The 20057-nt window shown below is 59.7% G+C and carries 21 protein-coding genes, 1 tRNA gene and 1 pseudogene; 12 read left to right on the plus strand and 11 right to left on the minus strand.

What is annotated here, in order from left to right; all coding sequences use genetic code 11:
• The first annotated feature begins 229 nt into the window (after positions 1-229).
• The 4 genes and pseudogenes from AB4N82_RS02895 (at position 230) to AB4N82_RS02910 (ending at position 2346) form a co-directional block, all read left to right on the plus strand.
• A pseudogene (locus tag AB4N82_RS02895) lies at positions 230-1115 on the plus strand (alpha/beta fold hydrolase).
• 122 nt (positions 1116-1237) lie between these two features.
• Positions 1238-1311 (plus strand) — tRNA-Gly (locus tag AB4N82_RS02900).
• Between the two features lie 183 nt (positions 1312-1494).
• Positions 1495-2019: a DUF3833 domain-containing protein gene (locus AB4N82_RS02905; protein WP_032888513.1), complete on the plus strand. Its 525-nt coding sequence runs from the start codon at positions 1495-1497 to the stop codon at positions 2017-2019.
• Between the two features lie 21 nt (positions 2020-2040).
• Positions 2041-2346 carry a DUF6482 family protein gene (locus AB4N82_RS02910; protein ID WP_032888511.1) on the plus strand — a complete coding sequence of 102 codons (306 nt, stop codon included), beginning with the start codon at positions 2041-2043 and terminating at the stop codon, positions 2344-2346.
• Positions 2347-2430: 84 nt separating this feature from the next.
• Here the strand turns inward: AB4N82_RS02910 and AB4N82_RS02915 are convergent, their stop codons facing one another.
• Positions 2431-3594: an MFS transporter gene (locus tag AB4N82_RS02915; protein WP_032888509.1), complete on the minus strand. Its 1164-nt coding sequence runs from the start codon at positions 3592-3594 to the stop codon at positions 2431-2433.
• A gap of 95 nt (positions 3595-3689) precedes the next feature.
• Here AB4N82_RS02915 and AB4N82_RS02920 point away from each other — a divergent pair, with 95 nt between their 5' ends.
• From AB4N82_RS02920 to AB4N82_RS02935, 4 genes are all read left to right on the plus strand, one after another.
• On the plus strand, positions 3690-4583 hold the full coding sequence (locus AB4N82_RS02920; protein ID WP_122764902.1) for a LysR family transcriptional regulator: 894 nt from the start codon (positions 3690-3692) through the stop codon (positions 4581-4583).
• Positions 4584-4708: 125 nt separating this feature from the next.
• Positions 4709-5041, plus strand: coding sequence for a hypothetical protein (locus AB4N82_RS02925; RefSeq protein ID WP_032888505.1), 333 nt, complete (start codon positions 4709-4711; stop codon positions 5039-5041).
• A gap of 99 nt (positions 5042-5140) precedes the next feature.
• Positions 5141-5641, plus strand: coding sequence for a methylated-DNA--[protein]-cysteine S-methyltransferase (locus AB4N82_RS02930; RefSeq protein ID WP_032888503.1), 501 nt, complete (start codon positions 5141-5143; stop codon positions 5639-5641).
• 111 nt (positions 5642-5752) lie between these two features.
• On the plus strand, positions 5753-6178 hold the full coding sequence (locus AB4N82_RS02935; protein WP_032888502.1) for a low affinity iron permease family protein: 426 nt from the start codon (positions 5753-5755) through the stop codon (positions 6176-6178).
• Between the two features lie 54 nt (positions 6179-6232).
• On the opposite strand, the gene AB4N82_RS02940 is transcribed toward AB4N82_RS02935, so the two are convergent.
• From AB4N82_RS02940 to AB4N82_RS02955, 4 genes are all read right to left on the minus strand, one after another.
• Positions 6233-6760 carry a DUF4142 domain-containing protein gene (locus AB4N82_RS02940; protein WP_005785958.1) on the minus strand — a complete coding sequence of 176 codons (528 nt, stop codon included), beginning with the start codon at positions 6758-6760 and terminating at the stop codon, positions 6233-6235.
• Positions 6761-6877: 117 nt separating this feature from the next.
• A complete protein-coding gene (locus tag AB4N82_RS02945) occupies positions 6878-7519 on the minus strand; it encodes a LysE family translocator (RefSeq protein ID WP_032888500.1) in 642 nt (213 codons plus the stop codon).
• A gap of 54 nt (positions 7520-7573) precedes the next feature.
• Positions 7574-7984 (minus strand): fosfomycin resistance glutathione transferase, encoded by a 411-nt coding sequence (gene fos, locus AB4N82_RS02950; RefSeq protein ID WP_095184057.1) that lies wholly within the window; start codon positions 7982-7984, stop codon positions 7574-7576.
• Between the two features lie 12 nt (positions 7985-7996).
• On the minus strand, positions 7997-8914 hold the full coding sequence (locus AB4N82_RS02955; protein ID WP_375803679.1) for a LysR family transcriptional regulator: 918 nt from the start codon (positions 8912-8914) through the stop codon (positions 7997-7999).
• Between the two features lie 77 nt (positions 8915-8991).
• Between AB4N82_RS02955 and AB4N82_RS02960 the strand changes: the two genes are divergently transcribed.
• Entirely contained in the window at positions 8992-9480 is a 489-nt protein-coding gene (locus tag AB4N82_RS02960; protein WP_460104365.1) for a DMT family transporter, read from the plus strand.
• A 73-nt stretch (positions 9481-9553) separates the two neighbouring features.
• Here the strand turns inward: AB4N82_RS02960 and AB4N82_RS02965 are convergent, their stop codons facing one another.
• A complete protein-coding gene (locus AB4N82_RS02965; protein WP_122764900.1) occupies positions 9554-10228 on the minus strand; it encodes an NAD(P)H-binding protein in 675 nt (224 codons plus the stop codon).
• A 91-nt stretch (positions 10229-10319) separates the two neighbouring features.
• Complete coding sequence (gene yiaY, locus AB4N82_RS02970) at positions 10320-11468, minus strand: L-threonine dehydrogenase (RefSeq protein WP_095184053.1); 1149 nt, start codon at positions 11466-11468, stop codon at positions 10320-10322.
• 124 nt (positions 11469-11592) lie between these two features.
• Between yiaY and AB4N82_RS02975 the strand changes: the two genes are divergently transcribed.
• Positions 11593-12609 (plus strand): DUF4917 family protein, encoded by a 1017-nt coding sequence (locus AB4N82_RS02975; RefSeq protein ID WP_122752609.1) that lies wholly within the window; start codon positions 11593-11595, stop codon positions 12607-12609.
• Between the two features lie 460 nt (positions 12610-13069).
• Entirely contained in the window at positions 13070-13969 is a 900-nt protein-coding gene (locus tag AB4N82_RS02980; RefSeq protein WP_032888485.1) for a DMT family transporter, read from the plus strand.
• 41 nt (positions 13970-14010) lie between these two features.
• Here AB4N82_RS02980 and AB4N82_RS02985 read toward each other — a convergent pair whose 3' ends face one another.
• From AB4N82_RS02985 to AB4N82_RS03000, 4 genes are all read right to left on the minus strand, one after another.
• Positions 14011-15228, minus strand: coding sequence for a class I SAM-dependent methyltransferase (locus AB4N82_RS02985; RefSeq protein ID WP_032888483.1), 1218 nt, complete (start codon positions 15226-15228; stop codon positions 14011-14013).
• Between the two features lie 207 nt (positions 15229-15435).
• Positions 15436-16053 (minus strand): TPM domain-containing protein, encoded by a 618-nt coding sequence (locus AB4N82_RS02990; protein ID WP_032888481.1) that lies wholly within the window; start codon positions 16051-16053, stop codon positions 15436-15438.
• Between the two features lie 31 nt (positions 16054-16084).
• Positions 16085-16810, minus strand: a complete 726-nt coding sequence (locus AB4N82_RS02995) for a TPM domain-containing protein (RefSeq protein WP_122764899.1) — start codon at positions 16808-16810, stop codon at positions 16085-16087.
• 4 nt (positions 16811-16814) lie between these two features.
• On the minus strand, positions 16815-17426 hold the full coding sequence (locus AB4N82_RS03000) for a LemA family protein (RefSeq protein WP_095184049.1): 612 nt from the start codon (positions 17424-17426) through the stop codon (positions 16815-16817).
• A 244-nt stretch (positions 17427-17670) separates the two neighbouring features.
• Between AB4N82_RS03000 and bglX the strand changes: the two genes are divergently transcribed.
• Entirely contained in the window at positions 17671-19962 is a 2292-nt protein-coding gene (gene bglX, locus AB4N82_RS03005) for a beta-glucosidase BglX (protein WP_095184048.1), read from the plus strand.
• Positions 19963-20057: the final 95 nt, after the last annotated feature.

Consider the following 20057-nt stretch of genomic DNA (forward strand, 5'->3'; position numbering starts at 1 on the left):
CCAGTTTAAATATGACTGGCGAGTCGCCTATAACCTCCAAGAAACACCTTGCCCACGCCCGCGCTTTATTCCACGGGCCTTCCAGGCAAACAGCCCGCCATAACAACACCCGTCGGCCAGCCGTCACCGGACCGACATGGGCCTTCATTTTTCAGGCGTATGCCTACCTGTCACAAAGCTCGTGCAGAGTTATCTGCGCGCCCTACCCGCTTGCCAGGAGTCTTACGACATGAGGCCAGAAATCGCTGTGTTGGATATACAGGGTCAGTATCGGGTTTACACGGAGTTCTATCGCGCGGACGAGGCTGAAAAGACCATCATTCTGGTCAACGGCTCAATGGCCACCACGGCATCCTTCGCCCAAACCGTGAAAAGCCTGCACCCGCAGTTCAACGTGGTTTTGTACGACCAGCCCTACGCCGGCCGTTCAAAAATCCATAACCGTCATGAGCAGATGCTGACGAAAGAAGTCGAAGGCCAGATCCTCCTGGAACTCATCGACCACTTTGCCGCCGAGCATGTGCTGTCGTTTTCCTGGGGCGGCGCCGCCGCCCTCGTCGCCCTCGCCCAGCGCCCTCGCCGCGTGGAAAAGGCCGTGATCAGCTCGTTCTCCCCGGTGATCAACGCCCCCATGCGCGACTATCTGGAGCGCGGTGTCGACTACCTCGGCAACCTTGACCGCGACCGCGTCGGCCACCTTGTTAACAGCACCATCGGCAAACACCTGCCATCGCTGTTCAAGCGTTTCAACTACAAACACGTGAGCAGCCTGGCCGAGCACGAATACGGGCAGATGCACTTTCACATCAGCCAAGTGCTCACCAGCGACCGACTGTGCTACCTCAAGGCCGCCAAGGCGATCGATATTCCGGTGCTGTTCCTGAACGGCGAATGGGATGAATACACCAGCGCCCAGGACGCAAGGCAGTTTGGCAACTACGTGGCCAACAGCAGCTTCAGCACTATCCAGGCGACGGGGCATTTTCTGGACATGGAGCATAAGGCAGCGTGCAAGGATAGCCGGGAGGCGGTGGTGGGCTTTTTTGAAACCGGAGCGGCAGGTCAGCCGATTGCGTTATCACCAAGGTCAGGCACAGCATGCATTTGCGATTTGAAATGATGATTCATGGCCTGGCTCGTTGTGGCGAAGGATCAGCCGCCTTCGCCGCAACCTGCACATTTTCAAAGAAAAACTTCAAATCCATGTGAACATCTGGTACAAAGTCAGCCGCTCTGAGCGGGTATAGTTTAATGGTAGAACAGTAGCTTCCCAAGCTTCCGACGAGGGTTCGATTCCCTCTACCCGCTCCACTCAGACATAGCACCCACGCCACTATCGTTTTGGCGGGGGATGCCCAAGAAACCGGCCCTTTGAGGCCGGTTTTTTTATGCCCAGGATTTTCTCGCCCGCAAACCTGTACAAATACAAAATTCTGTACAACTATCAACGCTGGAGCGCTGGCACCACGCCTCGCACGATCAAGGAGCCGCGCAATGACGCGTCTGCTGGTTTCACTGTTGCTGGCGTTGAGCTTGGCGAGTTGCAGCCATGTGGAGGTCGATCACTACGCCGACCAGAAACCACAGCTGGACCTTGAGCGCTTCTTCAGCAAACCCGTCAAGGCCTGGGGCATCTTTGAGAAACGCTCGGGCGAAGTCGCCAAGCGTTTTGAAGTGGATATCGCCAGCCATCGCGAGGGCGACAAATTAATTCTCGACGAAAAATTCCTGTACAGCGACGGCACTCGCCAGCGCCGTGTGTGGACCCTTACGCCCGATGGCCCGGGACGCTGGCGCGGACGGGCCGGTGATGTGGTCGGCGAGGCCATCGGCGAGGTCGCCGGGAACGCGTTGCGTTGGCGCTACCGGCTCAACCTCCCGGTGGAGGGCTCGGTATACGAGGTGAGCTTTGACGATTGGATGTACCTGATGGACGAGGACACGATGATCAATCGGTCGAGCATGACCAAGTTCGGCGTGGAATGGGGCCAGGTCACGTTGTTCTTTCGTCGCCAATAACCCCCAAAGGTAGGGTGAACCATGAATGTACAAAAGCTGACCCAACTGGCCGAGAAAGGTGAAATACGTAGTTTGGAGTTGCTGTCCCTGGAGGGCGGTTTCTATATCGCTCGTGTAAAACTGGATCAGGTCGACATCACATTACTGGACGATAACGGCAAGACACTGCGGCTGCGGTCCAGCACGCATTTGCGCGACCTGTTGCAGGGTGTTCCGCCATTTCCCTGTGTGCTGGTGCAACAGTGCGCCCATGACGAAATGTGTGGCATCCGTGAGGGCGCTATCGGGGCGTTGCGCATTCCATTTTCGCTAGGTGCAACCCTTTAAGATCGTTGCGTGTTTGGCTCTCGTCCCGCTTGGCGTGAGCGCTGCACTCAGTAATCAACCCCCCTCGATGGCTGGCAGGCAACATCACGACGGTAGACCTCGCACAGGTTCGCAGGGTCGCCAACCTGTCAGCGCGATCAACAAGGTCAGCAGTTGGAACACGATGATCAGCACCACACAACCCGCCCAGCCCCATCGTTCCCAAATCAGCGCTGGGACAATCGCACCGCAACTGCCCCCCAAGTAGTAACACGTGAGGTATACGCCGACGGCACCCGCCTTGTTGTCGCGCGCCGTCGCGGTGGTGAAGGCATTGGCCGCGGCCTGGGCGAGGAACACGCCAGTGGAACTGAGGGCCAGGCCCGTCACGATGCACCACAGCGAGGGCACCAGCGTCAGGGCCGATCCACTGACGCCAAGTACGGCAGCAACCGTCAGCAATTGGGCATGTGGACGCGCCTTGCTCAGGCGGCCGGCGATAGGAATCACAATCAGCGCCAGCAAAAACACCATGTACAGCGTCCCCAAGGCCGCAGACCCAAGGTTGAACGGCGGTAAGCCGAGGTACAAACCTGCGTAGGTAAACGCCGCCACCTGGGAAAACAACACGCAAAAGCCTACGGCGTACGCAGCCAATAACGGTTTGCGAAAAACACTCGTAAAGGAAGCCCTGCCCTGCTCCACTCGCGCACGATTGGCGGGCAACAGAAACTGGATAAACCCGCCGACCATCAGGCTCAACACCGCCAGTAACTCAAAGGCTTCACGCCAGCCTACATATTCAGTCATCACCCCCGTGACAAAACGCCCGGCAAACCCGCCCAACACCGTGCCCGCGACATAAAGGCTGGTGACTTCGGTGACGTTGCCACCGCGCCAACGGTCGCCGATGTAGGCCACGCTGGTGGCAAACACCACGGGTATCACCATGCCCTCCACGAAGCGCCACACCAGCACTTCAGCAAAGCTGTCGGCATAGGCGGTCATGAGTGTCGGCCCCGCCAACAGCAACGCAGCCACGCAGATCACCGTGCGTTGCTCGAAACGCCCGGTCACACGGCTGACAAACGGTGCAGTGATTGCCACGGCCAAGGTAGTCACGGTGATGCTCCAACCCGCTGCGTTGGCGCTGAGATGAAACTGCGCGGCAAAGGTCTGGAGGATGCTCTGGGTCGCATACAGGTTGAGAAATGCCGCACAGCCACACAGGAACAGGGCAAGGCGGGCACAATGCAGACGCGGCTTCATGAAACCTCTCGTTTTATTTTGAAAGGTCTTTATAGAATGGCCGGCAGGTCTGGAACCAATACCGAATTCAGACCGATTGATACCCAAGGATCAGGATGCTCGACCTACGCAAGCTGCGTTACTTTCTGACGGTCGCTGAAGAATTGCACTTCGGCCGTGCAGCCATTCGCCTGCACCTTGCGCAACCACCGCTGACCCGGCAGATTTCAGCGTTGGAAGCGCAGTTGGGTTTCAAACTGTTTGATCGCACCAGCCGCACCGTGACGCTCACCGCGCAAGGCCGGTCGTTCCTGCCCTACGCACGCGGGGTGCTGGAACAGATGGACTTGGCCCAAGCGATCGCAGACAAATTGGCTGCGGGTACCGCCGGACAACTGTCCGTCGGTTATGCCAGCTCAATCGCCCTGTCAGATCTGTTCAGCCAAGCGATCCAGTCTTTTGCCCGGCAATTTCCGGATGTGCAGCTGACGCTGGTCGAAAGTGCCTCCGGCAGCCTGTGTGCTCAGGTAGCGGATGGGCGGCTGGATATCGGGTTGAGCCGCATGGTGCCGCAACGTCCAGAAGTGCAGGCGCTATCCCTCGCAGAAGAGCGCTTACTGGCAGCGGTGTCCAAAGACAGCCCACTGGCGACTCTGGCCGAGGTCAGCCTGGCGCAGCTCAGTGCCTACCCGTTGATATTATTTCCGGCGGATTATGGCTCGGGGCTTAACCAGTCCATCGAACAGCTTTACGGACACCACGGCGTGCGCCTGCACCTTGGGCCGACTGGGCGGCAGATCACCTCGATCATTGCGCTGGTGGCGGCCGGCCAAGGTGTGGCGTTGGTACCGGAATGCACACAAAGCTTGATGAACAAAGGCGTGACGTACAGGCCGTTGGTCGAGGGGGATGCTTACGCGCAGTTGTTGGTGTTGACCCCGGCTGAAACAAAAAGCGTGCTGGTGGAGGCCTTCCTCAGCGTGATCGTTGGGATCTCCCATAACCGGTAACACCTGCGGAAAACCTCGCCACACCTCACAGGATCGCTCGCCTGATGTCAGCAATGACTGACAGCGGCAAATAACAAGTGCCCCGACAATCCCGGTTGGTCGGCCAGAAATGCGGAACCACAGCCATGCTTGAACCTGGACAAGCCACACCAAAGCCCCTATTGCGCCAAATACTCGGCTGGGTGCTGGTATTACCCCTGCTGATCTCGTTTGTACGGTTGCCATTCCCTCTAGGACTGGTGCTGGCACTGGGCGTCATGGCCGGATCGGTCTACGGCTTACGGCTAGCCCATCGTCATGCAACCCGACGAGTCACCCTGTTCGCCTTGATCGTCACCCTGCTGAATGGCATCTCATTGATCGCAATGGGGACAGCTTCACTGCTTAAAGCCGTGTTTTATCTTGTGTGGCTCTACGCGTATCCGCATTACACCAACTGGGTGTACTGGAATTTCTAAGCCCTGAAGAATTCGATCGCAAGAAACGTAGTTTCCAGTGCAGCGCAGGGAGCTACAGTCTCGATCACGTATCGACACGGCCTGACGAGGACCTCAACCATGCCCTACGAATACAAGCTCATGCCCTCCCCCGTCGGCCAACTCACCCTGGTGGCGCGCAATGGCAAGCTAAGCGCCATCCTCTGGGAGACAGAACGCGCCAACCGCGTGCGGCTGGGGGAGTTGCACGAGGCCAACCAGAATCCGGTGCTGCTGGAGACCGAGCGCCAGTTGCAGGAGTACTTCGCCGGCACGCGCAGCACCTTCGAGCTGGAACTGGATTTCAACGGCACCGCGTTCCAAAAGCAGGTCTGGCAGGCGTTGCTCACCATTCCTTTCGGCGAAACCCGCAGTTACAGCCAGATCGCCCGGCAGATCGGCAACCCCAAAGCCGTGCGCGCCGTCGGCGCTGCGAATGGGCGAAACCCGATTTCGATCGTTGCCCCATGCCATCGGGTCATTGGTGCGGCGGGCAGCCTGACCGGATTTGCCGGTGGACTGGAAGCCAAACACTACTTGCTCACGCTGGAAGGCACCGGCCAGGCCCAATTGGCGTTCTAGGATTACGCGACAAAATCGTACACATGTGTTCAGGCGCACAATTGTAAAAAGAAATTTCAGCGAGCCACTGCGGTCCATCATTTCATCGCCATCTCAATAAGGAACCCGGTCATGAAATTCTCCGCAGTCTCGCAATCCCTGTCTCGCTGGGCTGGCAGCCCGCGCACGTTCTACGCAGCGGTGGCGTTGATCTTGGCATGGAGCCTGAGCGGGCCGTACTTTCACTACAACGACACCTGGCAACTGATCATCAACACTTCGACCACGATCATCACCTTCCTGATGGTGTTCCTGATCCAAAACACACAAAACCGCGACAACGACATCCTGCATATCAAGATCGACGAGTTGCTGCGCGTGTCCAAGGATGCGCAGAACGCCGTACTCAGCCTGGACGGCCTGGACCGCAAAGAGCTGGAAAAACTGCGCCAGGAATACCGCAGCATTGGCAATACCGGCACCGTCAACCTGAACAGCAGTTGCGGCCACGCCGCCGACGACGCGGCGCCCGCCAAAACCGATCTGAATCAAGCATAAAAAAACGGCGGTTGGAGAAGATCCAACCGCCGTTTTTCAATTCAGGTAACGGCTTCAACCGTCGCCTTGATGACCTTTACCGTAGGTGGACGCCAAGGCTCGGGCCTTCTGCAGGCGCTCCTCCAATTTGGGCAGTGTCTCATCCACCAACGCTTTTATTTCCGGCACATCCGACGCAGCGCCTTCCTTCTTGAACAGCGCGATGGCGTCTTCGTTTTCCTTGACCTGCTGCGCGGTGTAAGCGGCATCGAACGAGTCACCGTCCTTGAGTTCGGGCATCAGGGTTTCAGCTTTGTCGACGATTTTTTCGCGGGGCGCCACGGGCAGGTCAAGCTTCTTGGCGATAGCCGCCAAGTGCTGGTTGGCCAAGGTGCGCTCGTTGATCACCTCGATGGTGTAGTCCTTGATTTCCTGGGACGAGGTTTTCGCGTGTGCCATGCGGCTGGTCTCGATATCGGCCATGCCTTTGGCAGAAGCCTGCTCGATGAATTCAGCAGGCGACTGGGCGAAAGCATTGCTGGCGCCGAGGCCCAGCAGCATCGCGAAACTGGCGGTGCGTAACCGGATAGCCATGCGGCTCATGATGGGTTCCTCCAGGGCAAAAATAAGTACGGGGAACACACCCCGCCCTGAATTCGAATTTTCAGGGCGGTAAAGGTTTAGAAAAACTCGCCGGTGCGACGAACGGTCGTCGGCGCATCAAGCGGATTTGCTGGCAAACAGGCCCGGCAATGCATGGGCCAGGGCATTGATGGCGAAGCCGATAAACATCACGCCACAGAGCCTGGTGATGAGAATTTCATGGCGCTGATACACCGTGCGTACGCGCTGGGCGCCGACCACGCCGATCAGGATTGCGTAGGCCAACACACCACCGACGAAGCTCAGGAAGATCAACGCCGGCAGCATCGACCAGGTCAGCAATTCGGCACGACTGGACAGCAACGCCGTAAACGTCGCGACCGCGACTGGATACGCCTTGGGGTTGGTCAAACCGAACACAATGCCGTGCCAGAACGGATGCCGCGCGGCGCCCTGAGGGGCATCACTGCTGCGACGCTGGGTGCGGATGGCCCGCCAGCCAAGCCAGAACAGATACAGGCCACTGAGCACGCCGAGCACATCGAACGCGCTGCTGCCGACTTCCCGCGCGCCCACAATCGCGACCAACGCCGTACTGCACCACAGCACATCGCCGAGCAAGTGCCCGCACAGAAACCCCGCCCCGGCACGACGGCCGCGGGCGGCGCCGATGCCAAACACTGCCAAGACTCCGGGGCCGGGCGTAATACCGTAGATAAAACCTGACGCGAGGACGGCGAGCAGCAGGGATAGGGTCATGGGCGTGACTCAAACAAAGCGTGGGAAGGTGGAGCGATTCTGCACGTTCCTACGCTAAGGGTAAAACCTCATTCCCGAATAGGGTTTTTCGCGGCAAGCCAACAGACGCGAAGCCAGGTCGCCGACATGGGCTTCGAGCTTATGACCGTCGGGATCAAGGAAATAGAACGAGGCGCCTTCGCTTCGGTTATCGCGCCACTCCTGCACCTCGGCGGCGCGCAGACGCGAGACCAGCGCAGCGAACTCACTCGTTCCGACGGTGAACGCATAGTGGGTGTAATCGGCACCTGGCTTCGACTCACGTAGCGGATCAAGCGACAGGCATAGCCATAGACCCGGCAATGACAAATAGGCGCCGCTGTCCCAAGTGGCGTCGAGCTTGAGCTGCAACAGCTCATGGTAAAAAGTGACGCTACGACTCAAGTCGGTGATGGCCAGGGTCAAGTGATTGAAGCCTGAGAGCATGTCTTTTTCCTGTTATCTGCGGCCTTCGGACAACATACCCTGCACCTGCCCAATCAACCACTGCAACCCAGAATCCCCTCCCCGTCGCGCATGCCACGCCAGCTCGAAGGCAAACGACGGAATATGAAATGGCGGCGCCACGGCGACCAGATGCTGGTGATCAATATTCAGCAAGCCTCGCGACGATACGGTCAGGATCAAGTCCGTGCCCTCAATCAACTGCGGCGCCACGCCCCAGTGCGGCAGGCTGATCGCCACATGCCGCCGCTGACGAATCGCCGTCAGCGCTCGTTCGATTTCCGGGGTGCCGCTGCCGCGCATTTCCAGCAGCACATGGGGGCGCGAGAGGTAGGTGGGCAGGTCGAGAGAGCCGTCATGCGGCAGGCTGCTACGGTCCACCAGACAGGTGTAATGCTCGTCGAACAAGGGCGTAGTACGCAGTTCAGCAGGCATATCGGGGAACACGCCAGCGGCCAGGTCAAGGTCGCCATTGAGCACGCCGTCAACCATGCCTTCGCGGCTGGTCTGGATGATTTGCAGGTCGATGCCCGGTGCTTCACGGCGCAGTACACGAACCAACCTCGGTAAGAAAATCGCCGCGCTGTAGTCCGACATCGCCACACGAAAACGACGCTTCGCCGATGCCGGATCAAAGCGATTCGGCGCCAGTAGCGCCTGCACCTGCGCCAACGCTTCGGCCAGCGGTGCCGCCAATTCCAATGCGCGGGCGGTGGGCACCAGCGTGCCGCCCTGACGCACCAGCAACGGATCACCCAGCACATCCCGCAACCGCGCCAGCGCATGGCTGACCGCCGGCTGGCTCAGGTGCACGCGCTCGGCGGCGCGGGTGACGTGTTGCTCGCTGAGCAAGGCGTCGAGGATCACCAACAGGTTGAGGTCAATACGGCGCAGATCATTCATCAGCTGCATACCCAGCATAAGAATTTGGAATTTAAATTTGATCGACGAATGGCCTAGAGTCCAGCAAAACCTCTGGGAGATCCAACATGACAACGTTGCAGTGGGCAGGTTTATTGGCGCTAGCGGTAATCGCCGGGGCGGTGGTGCCGTTTCAGAGTGCAATCAATGCCAACCTTGGGCGCGGGCTCGGCCACCCGCTGTGGGCCACCCTGGCGTCACTGCTGGTGAGCATGATGGTGTTGCTGCCGGTGATCGTGGCGCTGCGTCTGCCGCTGCCCAGCTTCACGTTTATGGTCAAGGCGCCGCTGTGGATGTGGGCCGGTGGCGCGTTTGGTGTGTGCTTTATCGCGCTGGCGTTGATGCTGCTGCCCAAGCTGGGTGCGTCGGGGTTTATCGCCCTGGCGTTGGCGGGACAGATGCTTGCATCACTGCTGCTCGATCACTTTGGGTTGTTCGGTCTAGTGGAGCGTCAACTGACAACGCCACGGGTGCTTGGGGCGTTGTTGTTGATGGGAGGTGTGGCGCTGATTCAGTTTGGCAACACGTCCGCACGCGCACTGGCAACAGCGAGCTGATCAGCCTTTGGCATCGATTTCAGTGATGTCATCCGGCGCGCAAGGCAACTCACAGTTGCGCGCGGCCACAGCATCAGCAGCGCTCAGCCGTCAGGCGATTGATCTCGCCCTGCTCCACCACCGGTTGCGGCGCGCCATGGCGCACCGCTTGCAACATGGCTCGGCCGACAGTTTCCGTACTCACCACCCAGCCCGGCTTAACCCGACGCACCAACGAAAGCACTGGCCCGAGCACGGAGTAAAACGCTTGATACAGCGGCGTCTTAGAGCGCACACCGTGCAGCGGCTGAATGATCCCCGGCCGAAACAGGTACACCGCCTTGAACGGCAATCGCAGCAACGCGTTCTCGGTCTTGCCTTTGACCCGCGCCCACATCGAATGGCCCGCCTCGGAGCTGTCGGTGCCAGCGCCGGACACGTAGATAAACGTCATCTGTGGATTGAGCCGCGCCAAGGTGCTGGCAGCTACGAGCGTCAGGTCATAGGTGAGATGGGTGTACGTGGTTTCATTCATGCCGGCCGACGACACACCGAGGCAGAAGAAGCAGGCATCAAAGCCTTGCAGCAGGTTTTCCAGGGGTTGGAAATCCAGCATGTCGCTGTGCAATACCTGATGCAGCTTGCCGTGTTCCTGGGTCAGGGGCGTGCGGCCAACGGCGACGATTTCCTGGACATCGGCAGCCAACAGGCATTCACGCAGAACGCCTTGGCCAACCATGCCGGTGGCTCCGAATAACAGAACTCTCATAAGGTGACCTCAGCGGCAAGCCGCAAGCTTCATGCTCAAGTTGAATGCATCCAACCTGTAGCTTAACGCTTGCGGCTTGAGGCTGCCCCACTCAAAACGCGCTGCGAAAGATCTCCTCGATCTGACGCTGATCCGCGCGCCGTGGGTTGGTCAGGCCGCACGCATCCTTCAACGCATTGGTCGCCAGCAGCGGAATATCCTGCAACTTGGCACCCAGCTCACGCAGGCCCGCCGGAATTTCAACGTCCTGGGCCAGGCTACGAATGGCGGCGATGGCAGCTTGGGCGCCCTCTTCATCGGTGATGCCCTTGATGTCTGCCCCCAGCGCTCGGCCTACATCGCTCAAGCGTTTGGCGCTTACGCTGGCGTTGAAGCTTTGCACATGGGGCAGCAGCACCGCGTTGCACACGCCGTGGGGCAGGTCGTAGAACCCGCCCAGCTGGTGAGCCATGGCGTGCACAAAACCCAGGGACGCGTTGTTGAACGCCATGCCGGCGAGGAACTGCGCGTAAGCCATGTTTTCCCGCGCGACCTTGTCACTGCCATCACGGACGGCCAGGCGCAGGTTGGCGCTGATCAGTTCGATGGCCTTGATCGCGCAGGCGTCGGTGATCGGCGTGGCGGCGGTGGAGACATAGGCTTCGATGGCGTGAGTCAGGGCGTCCATGCCGGTGGCGGCGGTGAGCCCCTTAGGCATGCCAACCATCAGCGATGGGTCGTTGACCGACAGCAGTGGGGTGACGTTGCGGTCAACGATGGCCATTTTCACGTGACGGGTTTCGTCGGTGATGATGCAGAAGCGGGTCATCTCGCTGGCCGTGCCGGCAGTGGTGTTGATGGCTACCAGCGGCAGTTGCGGCTTGGCCGATTGGTCCACGCCTTCGTAGTCGCCGATATGCCCGCCGTTGGTGGCGCACAGGGCGATGCCCTTGGCGCAGTCATGGGGCGAGCCGCCGCCCAGCGACACCACAAAATCACACGCACTTTGCTGCAACAGCGCCAGGCCTTTCTCGACGTTTTCGACATTGGGGTTGGGTTTGGCACCGTCATAGATCACCGAGTCGATGTCTTGCATCGCCAGTTTCTCGGCAATCATGCTGGCGACGCCCGCCTTGGCCAGACCGGCGTCGGTGACAATCAGCGCCTTGCGAAAACCGTAGTTGCGGATGGCGTTCATAGCTTCGTCGAGGCAGTCGGTGCCCATGATGTTGACGGCTGGGATGAAGAAGGTGCTGCTCATGGCGAATCCTCGGATAACGTTTCTGCCTCTAGCATCGGCCTCAGTTGTCTGCGGCATCTTGATCAGGATCAACGTCAGCTCGTGATAAAGTCACCGCCCAGCCGATTTCGAGTAGCCCGCCGCAATGAAGGATTTCCAGGATATTGACGCCCACCTTGAAGACTGGAGTGCCCTGCGCAGCACCATCGACTTCACTGGGATTCTGATCGGCAACGGCGCGAGCCGTACGGTTTGGGAAGACTTTGCCTACGACTCGCTGTTCGAAAACGCCCGCACCGTCGAAGAAAAACCCCTCAGCCCATCCGAACTCAGTGTGTTCGACGCCCTGCAAACCCGCAGTTTCGAACAAGCCCTGGGCGCGCTGAAAACCACCAGCCGGGTCAACAAGGCCCTGGCGGTCAGCTCGGCGGCGCCGCGTAATCGCTACTACGCGATCAAGGAAGCATTGATCAACACCATCCACGCCGTGCATATCCCGTGGCGCTTGGTGAAGCCATCGACACTGGCGACGATCAACGCGGAACTGGCCGGTTACTCCACCGTATTCACCAGCAACTATGACCTGCTCAACTATTGGGCGATCCTGCACACGCCAGGCATCGACGATCTGTTCCGCAGCGCCGACGCCAGCTTCGACCTGCGCAACACCCGCACCGACGCCACACGCATCCTGTACCTGCACGGCGGCTTGCACCTGGTGCGAAACCTCGACGGCACCGCACGCAAATTACCCACGACTGACAGCACCTTGCTCAGCAGCTTTGCCATCAACAACACGATCAAGACCCTGGACGATGTGCCGCTGTTTGTCAGCGAAGGCACCGTGCAGGAGAAGCTCAAGACCATCCGCAGTTCGGACTACCTGTCGTTCTGCTATGAGCAGTTGCTGACCTATGAAGGCGCGCTGTGCATCTTTGGGCACGGCCTTGGGCCTCAGGATCAGCACTTGGTGGATGCCATTCGCCAAGCCAATTTGAGCACCCTGGCGATCTCGGTGTCGGGGCGCAGTGACGGGTTTATTCGCCAGCAGAAGCGGCGGTATTCGGAGTTATTTGACGGCAGCGGCGTGGAGCTGAAGTTTTTTGCGGCGCGCACGCATCCACTGGGTGATCCAGCACTCTCAGTACCTGTGGAACGCTGATCAAGCCCGCCTTATCAAACTTAAATAAGTTACTGACTTTAAAGGCTTAAATACCAACCCTTAAGTCTAGAGTCCTGCATGAGTCATTTCAGTCGAGCGCCTTCTTGTAGCGAGCGGGCTTGTCCCGCGTAGGGCTGCGCAGCAGCCCCAAAACCAGGCGCAGAGAAGCGGCGGACACACCGCATTCGTCTTCATCAGGGAGCGCTTCGCCCCTCAACGCGAGACAAGCCCGGCCCGTTGTCGGCCGATGCCTTTCGCGGGCTCTATGGCGGGGCTAGCGCGCCCGCCATGCAGACACCCCGGTGTGTCAGTGACTACGACATGATGCAATCGCAGGCAAGCCAGCGCCCACACAAGATCAACTGTACGGATAAATCCGTATCCAGCTGTAGGCCCGCGTTCGACGGGGGTTGTGGCTATATGGGCTTCCCTTGAAGCCCTCTAGATTTCGGTTGCCCCCATGAGCTCGCGCGAAAACACCGGCATGGCCCTCGGCCTGCTGGGCGTCATCATCTTCAGCCTGACCCTGCCCTTCACCCGTATCGTGGTGCAGGAAATCCACCCGTTGCTCAATGGCCTGGGCCGAGCGTTGTTCGCGGCGGTACCGGCGGCGGCGCTGTTGCTGTGGCGCCGTGAGCGCTGGCCGACCTGGCGCCAGGTGCGGGGTTTGTGCCTGGTGATCGCCGGGGTCATTCTCGGTTTCCCGGTGCTGTCGGCGTGGGCCATGCAAACCTTGCCGGCGTCCCATGGTGCGCTGGTCAACGGTCTGCAACCGCTTTGCGTGGCGCTGTATGCAGCATGGCTGTCCCATGAACGGCCGTCGAAAGCCTTCTGGGCCTGCGCCGCATTGGGCAGTGCGTTGGTATTGAGTTATGCGTTGATCACCGGCGCCGGAAGCATCCAGGCGGGGGATCTCTTGATGCTCGGCGCGATTGCCGTGGGCGGTTTGGGTTATGCCGAGGGCGGCCGATTAGCCAAGGAGATGGGCGGCTGGCAGGTGATCTGTTGGGCGCTGGTGCTGTCCACGCCGGTGCTGATCGGGCCGGTGTGGTACTTGGCGGCGCAGCATCAAGGTGCGATTTCCATGCGTACCTGGTGGGCGTTTGGGTATGTGTCGCTGTTCTCGCAGTTCCTGGGGTTCTTTGCCTGGTACGCCGGGTTGGCCATGGGCGGCATTGCGCGGGTCAGCCAGATCCAGCTGTTGCAGATCTTCTTCACCATCGCGTTTTCGGCGTTGTTCTTTGGGGAACATATCGAGCCAATTACATGGGTGTTTGCGTGCGGGGTGATTGTGACGGTAATGCTGGGGCGCAAGACGGCGGTGCAACCTGCGCCGGTTCCCAAGCCAAGTGCAGTCTAAATGTGGAAGGGGGCAAGCCCCCTTCCACATTTGAGCAGTGTTCAGGCCAGGTAGCCATCCGCGCGCAGCAGGGTTTCCAGGCAGTGTTCAGTGATGTGGTAGAACGCCTTGAGTTCCTGAATCTTCTCCAGCAACTGCGTATTGTCCACCGGCTCGTTACGCTTGACCGCGAGGATCATCTTGTTCTTGTTGGTGTGTTCCAACGAGATGAACTCGAACACTTTCGTCTCGTATCCACAGGCTTCGAGAAACAATGCTCGCAAACTGTCGGTAACCATTTCCGCTTGCTGGCCCAGGTGTAAACCGTATTGCAGCATCGGTTTGAGCAGCACCGGGCTCTGGATCTGCAAGCGGATCTGCTTATGGCAGCACGGCGAACACATGATGATCGACGCGCCGGAGCGGATACCGGTGTGGATCGCATAGTCGGTGGCGATATCGCAGGCATGCAGGGCGATCATCACGTCCAGCTCGCTCGGCGCTACGCTGCGTACGTCGCCGCATTTGAACACCAGACCCGGGTGTTCCAGGCGCGCAGCGGCGGTGTTGCACAGGGTCACCATGTCTTCGCGCAATTCAACGCCGGTAACTTCGCCTTCGGCCTTGAGGGTGTTGCGCAGGTAGTCGTGGATCGCAAACGTGAGGTAGCCCTTGCCCGAACCAAAGTCGGCGACACGCACCGGTTGATCCAGCTTCAGCGGTGACGAGGTCAGTGCATGGCTGAACACTTCGATGAACTTGTTGATCTGCTTCCACTTGCGCGACATCGACGGGATCAGCGCCTGCTTGGCGTCGGTCACGCCCAGATCGGCGAGGAACGGCCGGCTCAAGTCGAGGAAGCGGTTCTTCTCACGGTTATGCTCCGCCGAAGGTGCCTCGCGCAGTTGCTGTGGCTTGCTTTTGAACAGCGAGCTTTTGTTCTTCTTGCTGTATTCCAACTGGGCTTCGTCGGTCAGCGACAGCAAGTGCGCATTCTTGAACGACGCCGGCAGCAGCTCGGCAATCGCCGCCACGCCGTCGGCCAGCGGCAAGTTCTTGGTGATGTCACGGGTCTTGTAGCGGTAGACGAAGGACAGGCATGGCTGCTCCTTGACGGTCACCGCCTTGATGATCAGCCGCTGAAGCTCGGCTTCGTCACCGACGTACTTGGCCAGCACCAGCTTGATAAAGGCGTTCTGCGCAAGGCTTGTGCTCAACAGTTCGATGAACTGGGCGTGATGATCCGGCGCAGGGCGGACAGGTTGAGCGGTGACGGACATGAACAAAAACGCCTCGGGCTGGGAATGCCGGGCATTTTAGGGGGGATAGTCCACCAGGGCACGGAGTTATTTGACCAGTGGTCACCGCAGACTCAAATGTGGGAGGGGCTTGCCCCCGATAGCCGTGGATCAGTTGGAACATCGTTGACTGACACTCTGCAATCGGGGGCAAGCCCCCTCCCACATTTTCAGCCAGTGGTGGCGGGGCTATTCCAGTACGACCAGCCGGTTTGGCAGTTCATTGCGGGTCTGCGTTACCGGCACATGCACCTTCAGCAATTCACCGCATGCATCGATACACGCAATAAACCCAGCCAGCGTCTGCCCCTGTTTCACCTGCTGGGTAAACGCCCTGACGATCCCATCCCAATGACTGTCATCCAGGCGGCTGGAGATGCCATCGTCCACCAGGATTTCCACATAACGCTCCGCCTCGCTGACAAAAATCAGCACCCCGGTACTGCCCAGCGTGTGGTGCAGGTTCTGCTCCAGAAACTGCCGGCGCGCCAGGTTGGAAGCGCGCCAGTGCCGCACGGAGCGCGGGATCAAGCGGGTCGTGACCTTGGGCAAGCGGAACACCAGGCACAACACGATGAACGTCGCCCATTGCGCCAGCAGCAAGGTGTACATGGTCAGGTAGCCGGACAGGTAATGCACCACACCCGGCACCACCAAGGCGATCAAGCTGGCCCACAACAAGGGGATGTAGGCGTAATCGTCGGCACGCGCGGCCAGCACGGTAACCAACTCGGCGTCGGTCTGTTGCTCGACCCGGGCAATCGCCTCAGCGACTTGGCGTTGCTCGTGTTCAGTCAGTAATGCCATGGTTGTACATGCTCTTTTCTAGTTATTGTCATCACCAGCCACCTGAAGCACCGCCGCCGCCGAAGCCGCCACCGCCGCCGCGAAAACCACCGCCGCCACCGCCTCCCCCGCCGCGTCCACTGCTGCTGAGAATCGCCAGCAGGATCGCGCCCACCGGCAGGCCCATACGGTTGCAAAGCCACAACACGCCAATCAGCAGGATAACCAGGCCGATGGAAAACCCGGGATTATCCTTGGCAAAATTGGCATCGGCCACATGGGCCGGTACCGCCAATGGCTCACCGCCCACCACCTGGATCATCGCGGCCACCCCGTCGCTGATGCCCTGGCTGAAATTGCCGGTTTTGAATTTGGGGGTGATCACCTGGTTGATGATCACCCAGGACTGCGCATCGGTCAGCACGCCTTCCAGGCCGTAACCGACTTCGATGCGCAATTTGCGCTCATCGCGGGCGACGATCAACAGCGCGCCGTTGTCCTTGCCCTTCTGGCCAATGCCCCAGTGGCGCCCCAGTTGATAACCGAAGTCTTCAATAGGCACGCCTTGCAGGTCAGGCACGGTGACCACCACGATCTGGTCGCCGGCGGTTTGCTCCAGCGCCTGCAACTGCTGGGACAACTGCGCGCGCACCGTCGGGTCGATCATCTGGGCGTTGTCGACCACCCGTCCGGTCAACTCCGGGAAGGTCAGCGCTGCCTGGGCCACGCCCACGCAGGCCAGCAGCCACAGTGCCAGCCCTATCCGTAATAAGCGCATCGGCTTACTTGAACTTCACTTGCGGTGCTTTATCGGCATCGGCACTGGTGGCTTCAAACGTTTGGCGGATCGGCAAGTCGCTGTACATCACGCTGTGCCACAGACGACCTGGGAAGGTGCGGATCTCTGTGTTGTAGGCCTGCACGGCCTGGATGAAATCACGACGGGCCACGGCGATACGGTTTTCGGTGCCTTCAAGCTGGGATTGCAGGGCCAGGAAGTTCTGGTTGGCCTTAAGGTCCGGGTAGCGCTCGGACACCACCATCAAGCGGCTAAGCGCGCCGCTCAAACCGTCCTGGGCTTGCTGGAACTGTTTGAGTTTCTCGGGATTGTCGAGGGTGCTGGCGTCGACCTGGATCGAGGTGGCCTTGGCCCGCGCTTCGATCACGGCGGTGAGGGTGTCTTGTTCATGGGCAGCGTAGCCTTTGACCACTTCCACCAGGTTAGGGATCAGGTCGGCGCGGCGTTGGTATTGGTTCTGCACCTGGCCCCAGGCGGCTTTGGCCTGTTCGTCCAGGGTGGGGATAGTGTTGATGCCGCAACCGCTCAGCACCGTGCTGATCAATAGCAAAGCTGCGGCTTTGAAGCCCCAGCGGTAACTTTGTGCTGCTTGCATGGTGTCTCTCCTGAGCAATCTTGATGGAATTTGACGACTGACCCTATAAACCGCGCGCTTGGGGCATAATCCGCTCCCACTACTGGATTGCATCGAATCATTCAGCTAAAAAGATGCCCAGCGCAAATAAGAGTTCAGAAGTGTGGTGCATTTTCTGCAATAACACTCGAACAACAACATATGTTCCCCACATTTTGGCAGAACAGCGCATGTTTGCTGTGCAGTGAGCCGAAAAAGGATATTCATGAAGAAGCTGTGTTTGCTCGGCCTTGTTGCCACGCTGGCCACCCACCCCGTCTGGGCAGAAACAAAGCCTGCTGCGCTTAAAGACAAGGACGCCTTCGTCAGCGACCTGCTCAAGCAGATGACCCTCGATGAGAAGATCGGCCAATTGCGCCTGATCAGCATCGGCCCCGAAATGCCCCGCGAGCTGATCCGCAAGGAAATCGCCGCCGGCCGCATCGGTGGCACGTTCAACTCCATCACCCGCCCGGAAAACCGTCCGATGCAGGACGCGGCCATGCGCAGCCGCTTGAAGATCCCGATGTTCTTCGCCTATGACGTGATCCACGGTCACCGCACCATCTTCCCGATCAGCCTGGCCCTGGCCTCCAGCTGGGACATGGACGCCATCGGCCGCTCAGGGCGCATCGCTGCACAGGAAGCCGCCGCTGACAGCCTCGACATCACCTTCGCGCCGATGGTCGACATCTCCCGCGACCCACGCTGGGGCCGTACCTCCGAAGGTTTCGGCGAAGATACCTACCTGGTGTCGCGAATCGCCGAAGTCATGGTCCGGGCCTTCCAGGGCGCCAGCCCCGCAAATGCCGACAGCATCATGGCCAGCGTCAAGCACTTCGCCCTGTACGGCGCGGTGGAAGGCGGCCGCGACTACAACGTGGTCGATATGAGCCCGGTCAAGATGTACCAGGACTACCTCCCGCCGTACCACGCGGCGATCAAGGCCGGCTCCGGCGGCGTTATGGTGGCGCTCAACTCGATCAACGGCGTGCCTGCCACTGCCAACACCTGGCTGATGAACGACCTGCTGCGCAAGGACTGGGGCTTCAAAGGCTTGGCCGTCAGCGACCATGGCGCGATCTTCGAACTGATCAAGCACGGCGTGGCCAAGGACGGGCGTGAAGCCGCGAAGCTCGCGATCAAGGCCGGCATCGACATGAGCATGAACGACTCGCTGTACGGCAAGGAATTGCCTGGGCTGCTCAAGTCCGGTGAGATCGAACAGAGCGACATCGACAACGCCGTGCGCGAAGTGCTCGGCGCCAAGTACGACATGGGCCTGTTTAAGGACCCGTACCTGCGCATCGGCAAGGCCGAGGATGACCCGGCAGACACCTATGCCGACAGCCGCCTGCACCGCGCCGAGGCCCGCGATATCGCGCGGCGCAGCCTGGTATTGCTGAAAAACCAGAACAACACCCTGCCACTGAAAAAATCCGCGACCATCGCGCTCGTGGGCCCACTGGCCAAGGCGCCGATCGACATGATGGGCAGTTGGGCTGCAGCCGGTAAGCCGGAGCAATCGGTGACCCTGCTCGACGGTTTGAATGCGGTCATCGGCGAGAAAGGCAAGATCATCTACGCCCGTGGCGCCAACATCACCAACGACAAGGCGGTGGTGGACTATCTCAACTTCCTCAACTTCGATGCCCCAGAAGTAGTGGATGACAAGCGCGCACCGCAGGTGCTGATCGATGAGGCCGTCAAAGCGGCCAAGGATGCCGACGTGATAGTCGCGGCCGTGGGTGAGTCCCGTGGCATGTCCCACGAATCGTCGAGCCGCACCGACCTGAACATCCCGCAAAGCCAGCGCGACCTGATCAAGGCGCTTAAGGCCACCGGCAAGCCGCTGGTGCTGGTGCTGATGAACGGCCGCCCGCTGTCGATCCTGGAAGAGAACCAACAGGCCGACGCGATCCTGGAAACCTGGTTCGCCGGCACCGAAGGCGGCAACGCCATCGCCGACGTGCTGTTCGGTGACTACAACCCGTCGGGCAAGCTGCCGATTACGTTCCCACGCTCCGTGGGCCAGATTCCGACCTACTACAACCACCTGACCATCGGCCGGCCGTTTACCCCAGGCAAACCGGGCAACTACACCTCGCAGTACTTCGATGACACCACCGGGCCGCTGTTCCCGTTTGGTTATGGCCTGAGCTACACCACGTTCAGCCTGTCGGATATGGCGCTGTCGTCCACCACCCTGAACAAGACCGGCAAGCTCGACGCCAGCGTCACGGTGCAGAACACCGGCAAGGTCGACGGCGAAACCGTGGTGCAGATGTATATCCAGGACGTCGCGGGTTCGATGATCCGTCCGATCAAAGAACTGAAGAACTTCCAGAAAATCATGCTCAAGGCTGGTGAAGAGCGCACCTTGCACTTCACCATCACCGAGGAAGACTTGAAGTTCTACAACACCCAGCTCAAGTACGCGGCGGAACCCGGCGAGTTCAATGTGCAGATCGGCCTAGACTCCCGGGATGTGCAGCAGCAGACGTTCGAACTGCTCTAAGGCCTGACGCGCTCAAACAATATGGGAGGGGGCTTGCCCCCGATTGCGGTGTACCAGCCAGCAGATCTGGAGCTGAGTCATCGCTATCGGGGCAA

It is taken from the genome of Pseudomonas sp. H1_D04 (genome assembly GCF_054683855.1).

Coding starts and splice junctions, on each gene's coding strand:
- fos (WP_095184057.1), bottom strand. CDS start 7,984: ATGCTCTCAGGCTTCAATCACTTGACCCTGGCCATCACCGACTTGAGT.
- AB4N82_RS02960 (WP_460104365.1), top strand. CDS start 8,992: ATGACAACGTTGCAGTGGGCAGGTTTATTGGCGCTAGCGGTAATCGCC.
- AB4N82_RS02995 (WP_122764899.1), bottom strand. CDS start 16,810: ATGCGCTTATTACGGATAGGGCTGGCACTGTGGCTGCTGGCCTGCGTG.
- AB4N82_RS03000 (WP_095184049.1), bottom strand. CDS start 17,426: ATGCAAGCAGCACAAAGTTACCGCTGGGGCTTCAAAGCCGCAGCTTTG.
- AB4N82_RS02935 (WP_032888502.1), top strand. CDS start 5,753: ATGAAATTCTCCGCAGTCTCGCAATCCCTGTCTCGCTGGGCTGGCAGC.
- AB4N82_RS02930 (WP_032888503.1), top strand. CDS start 5,141: ATGCCCTACGAATACAAGCTCATGCCCTCCCCCGTCGGCCAACTCACC.
- AB4N82_RS02905 (WP_032888513.1), top strand. CDS start 1,495: ATGACGCGTCTGCTGGTTTCACTGTTGCTGGCGTTGAGCTTGGCGAGT.
- bglX (WP_095184048.1), top strand. CDS start 17,671: ATGAAGAAGCTGTGTTTGCTCGGCCTTGTTGCCACGCTGGCCACCCAC.
- AB4N82_RS02915 (WP_032888509.1), bottom strand. CDS start 3,594: ATGAAGCCGCGTCTGCATTGTGCCCGCCTTGCCCTGTTCCTGTGTGGC.
- AB4N82_RS02990 (WP_032888481.1), bottom strand. CDS start 16,053: ATGGCATTACTGACTGAACACGAGCAACGCCAAGTCGCTGAGGCGATT.
- AB4N82_RS02975 (WP_122752609.1), top strand. CDS start 11,593: ATGAAGGATTTCCAGGATATTGACGCCCACCTTGAAGACTGGAGTGCC.
- AB4N82_RS02965 (WP_122764900.1), bottom strand. CDS start 10,228: ATGAGAGTTCTGTTATTCGGAGCCACCGGCATGGTTGGCCAAGGCGTT.
- AB4N82_RS02945 (WP_032888500.1), bottom strand. CDS start 7,519: ATGACCCTATCCCTGCTGCTCGCCGTCCTCGCGTCAGGTTTTATCTAC.
- AB4N82_RS02940 (WP_005785958.1), bottom strand. CDS start 6,760: ATGAGCCGCATGGCTATCCGGTTACGCACCGCCAGTTTCGCGATGCTG.
- AB4N82_RS02925 (WP_032888505.1), top strand. CDS start 4,709: ATGCTTGAACCTGGACAAGCCACACCAAAGCCCCTATTGCGCCAAATA.
- AB4N82_RS02910 (WP_032888511.1), top strand. CDS start 2,041: ATGAATGTACAAAAGCTGACCCAACTGGCCGAGAAAGGTGAAATACGT.
- AB4N82_RS02985 (WP_032888483.1), bottom strand. CDS start 15,228: ATGTCCGTCACCGCTCAACCTGTCCGCCCTGCGCCGGATCATCACGCC.
- AB4N82_RS02920 (WP_122764902.1), top strand. CDS start 3,690: ATGCTCGACCTACGCAAGCTGCGTTACTTTCTGACGGTCGCTGAAGAA.
- AB4N82_RS02980 (WP_032888485.1), top strand. CDS start 13,070: ATGAGCTCGCGCGAAAACACCGGCATGGCCCTCGGCCTGCTGGGCGTC.
- yiaY (WP_095184053.1), bottom strand. CDS start 11,468: ATGAGCAGCACCTTCTTCATCCCAGCCGTCAACATCATGGGCACCGAC.
- AB4N82_RS02955 (WP_375803679.1), bottom strand. CDS start 8,914: ATGCAGCTGATGAATGATCTGCGCCGTATTGACCTCAACCTGTTGGTG.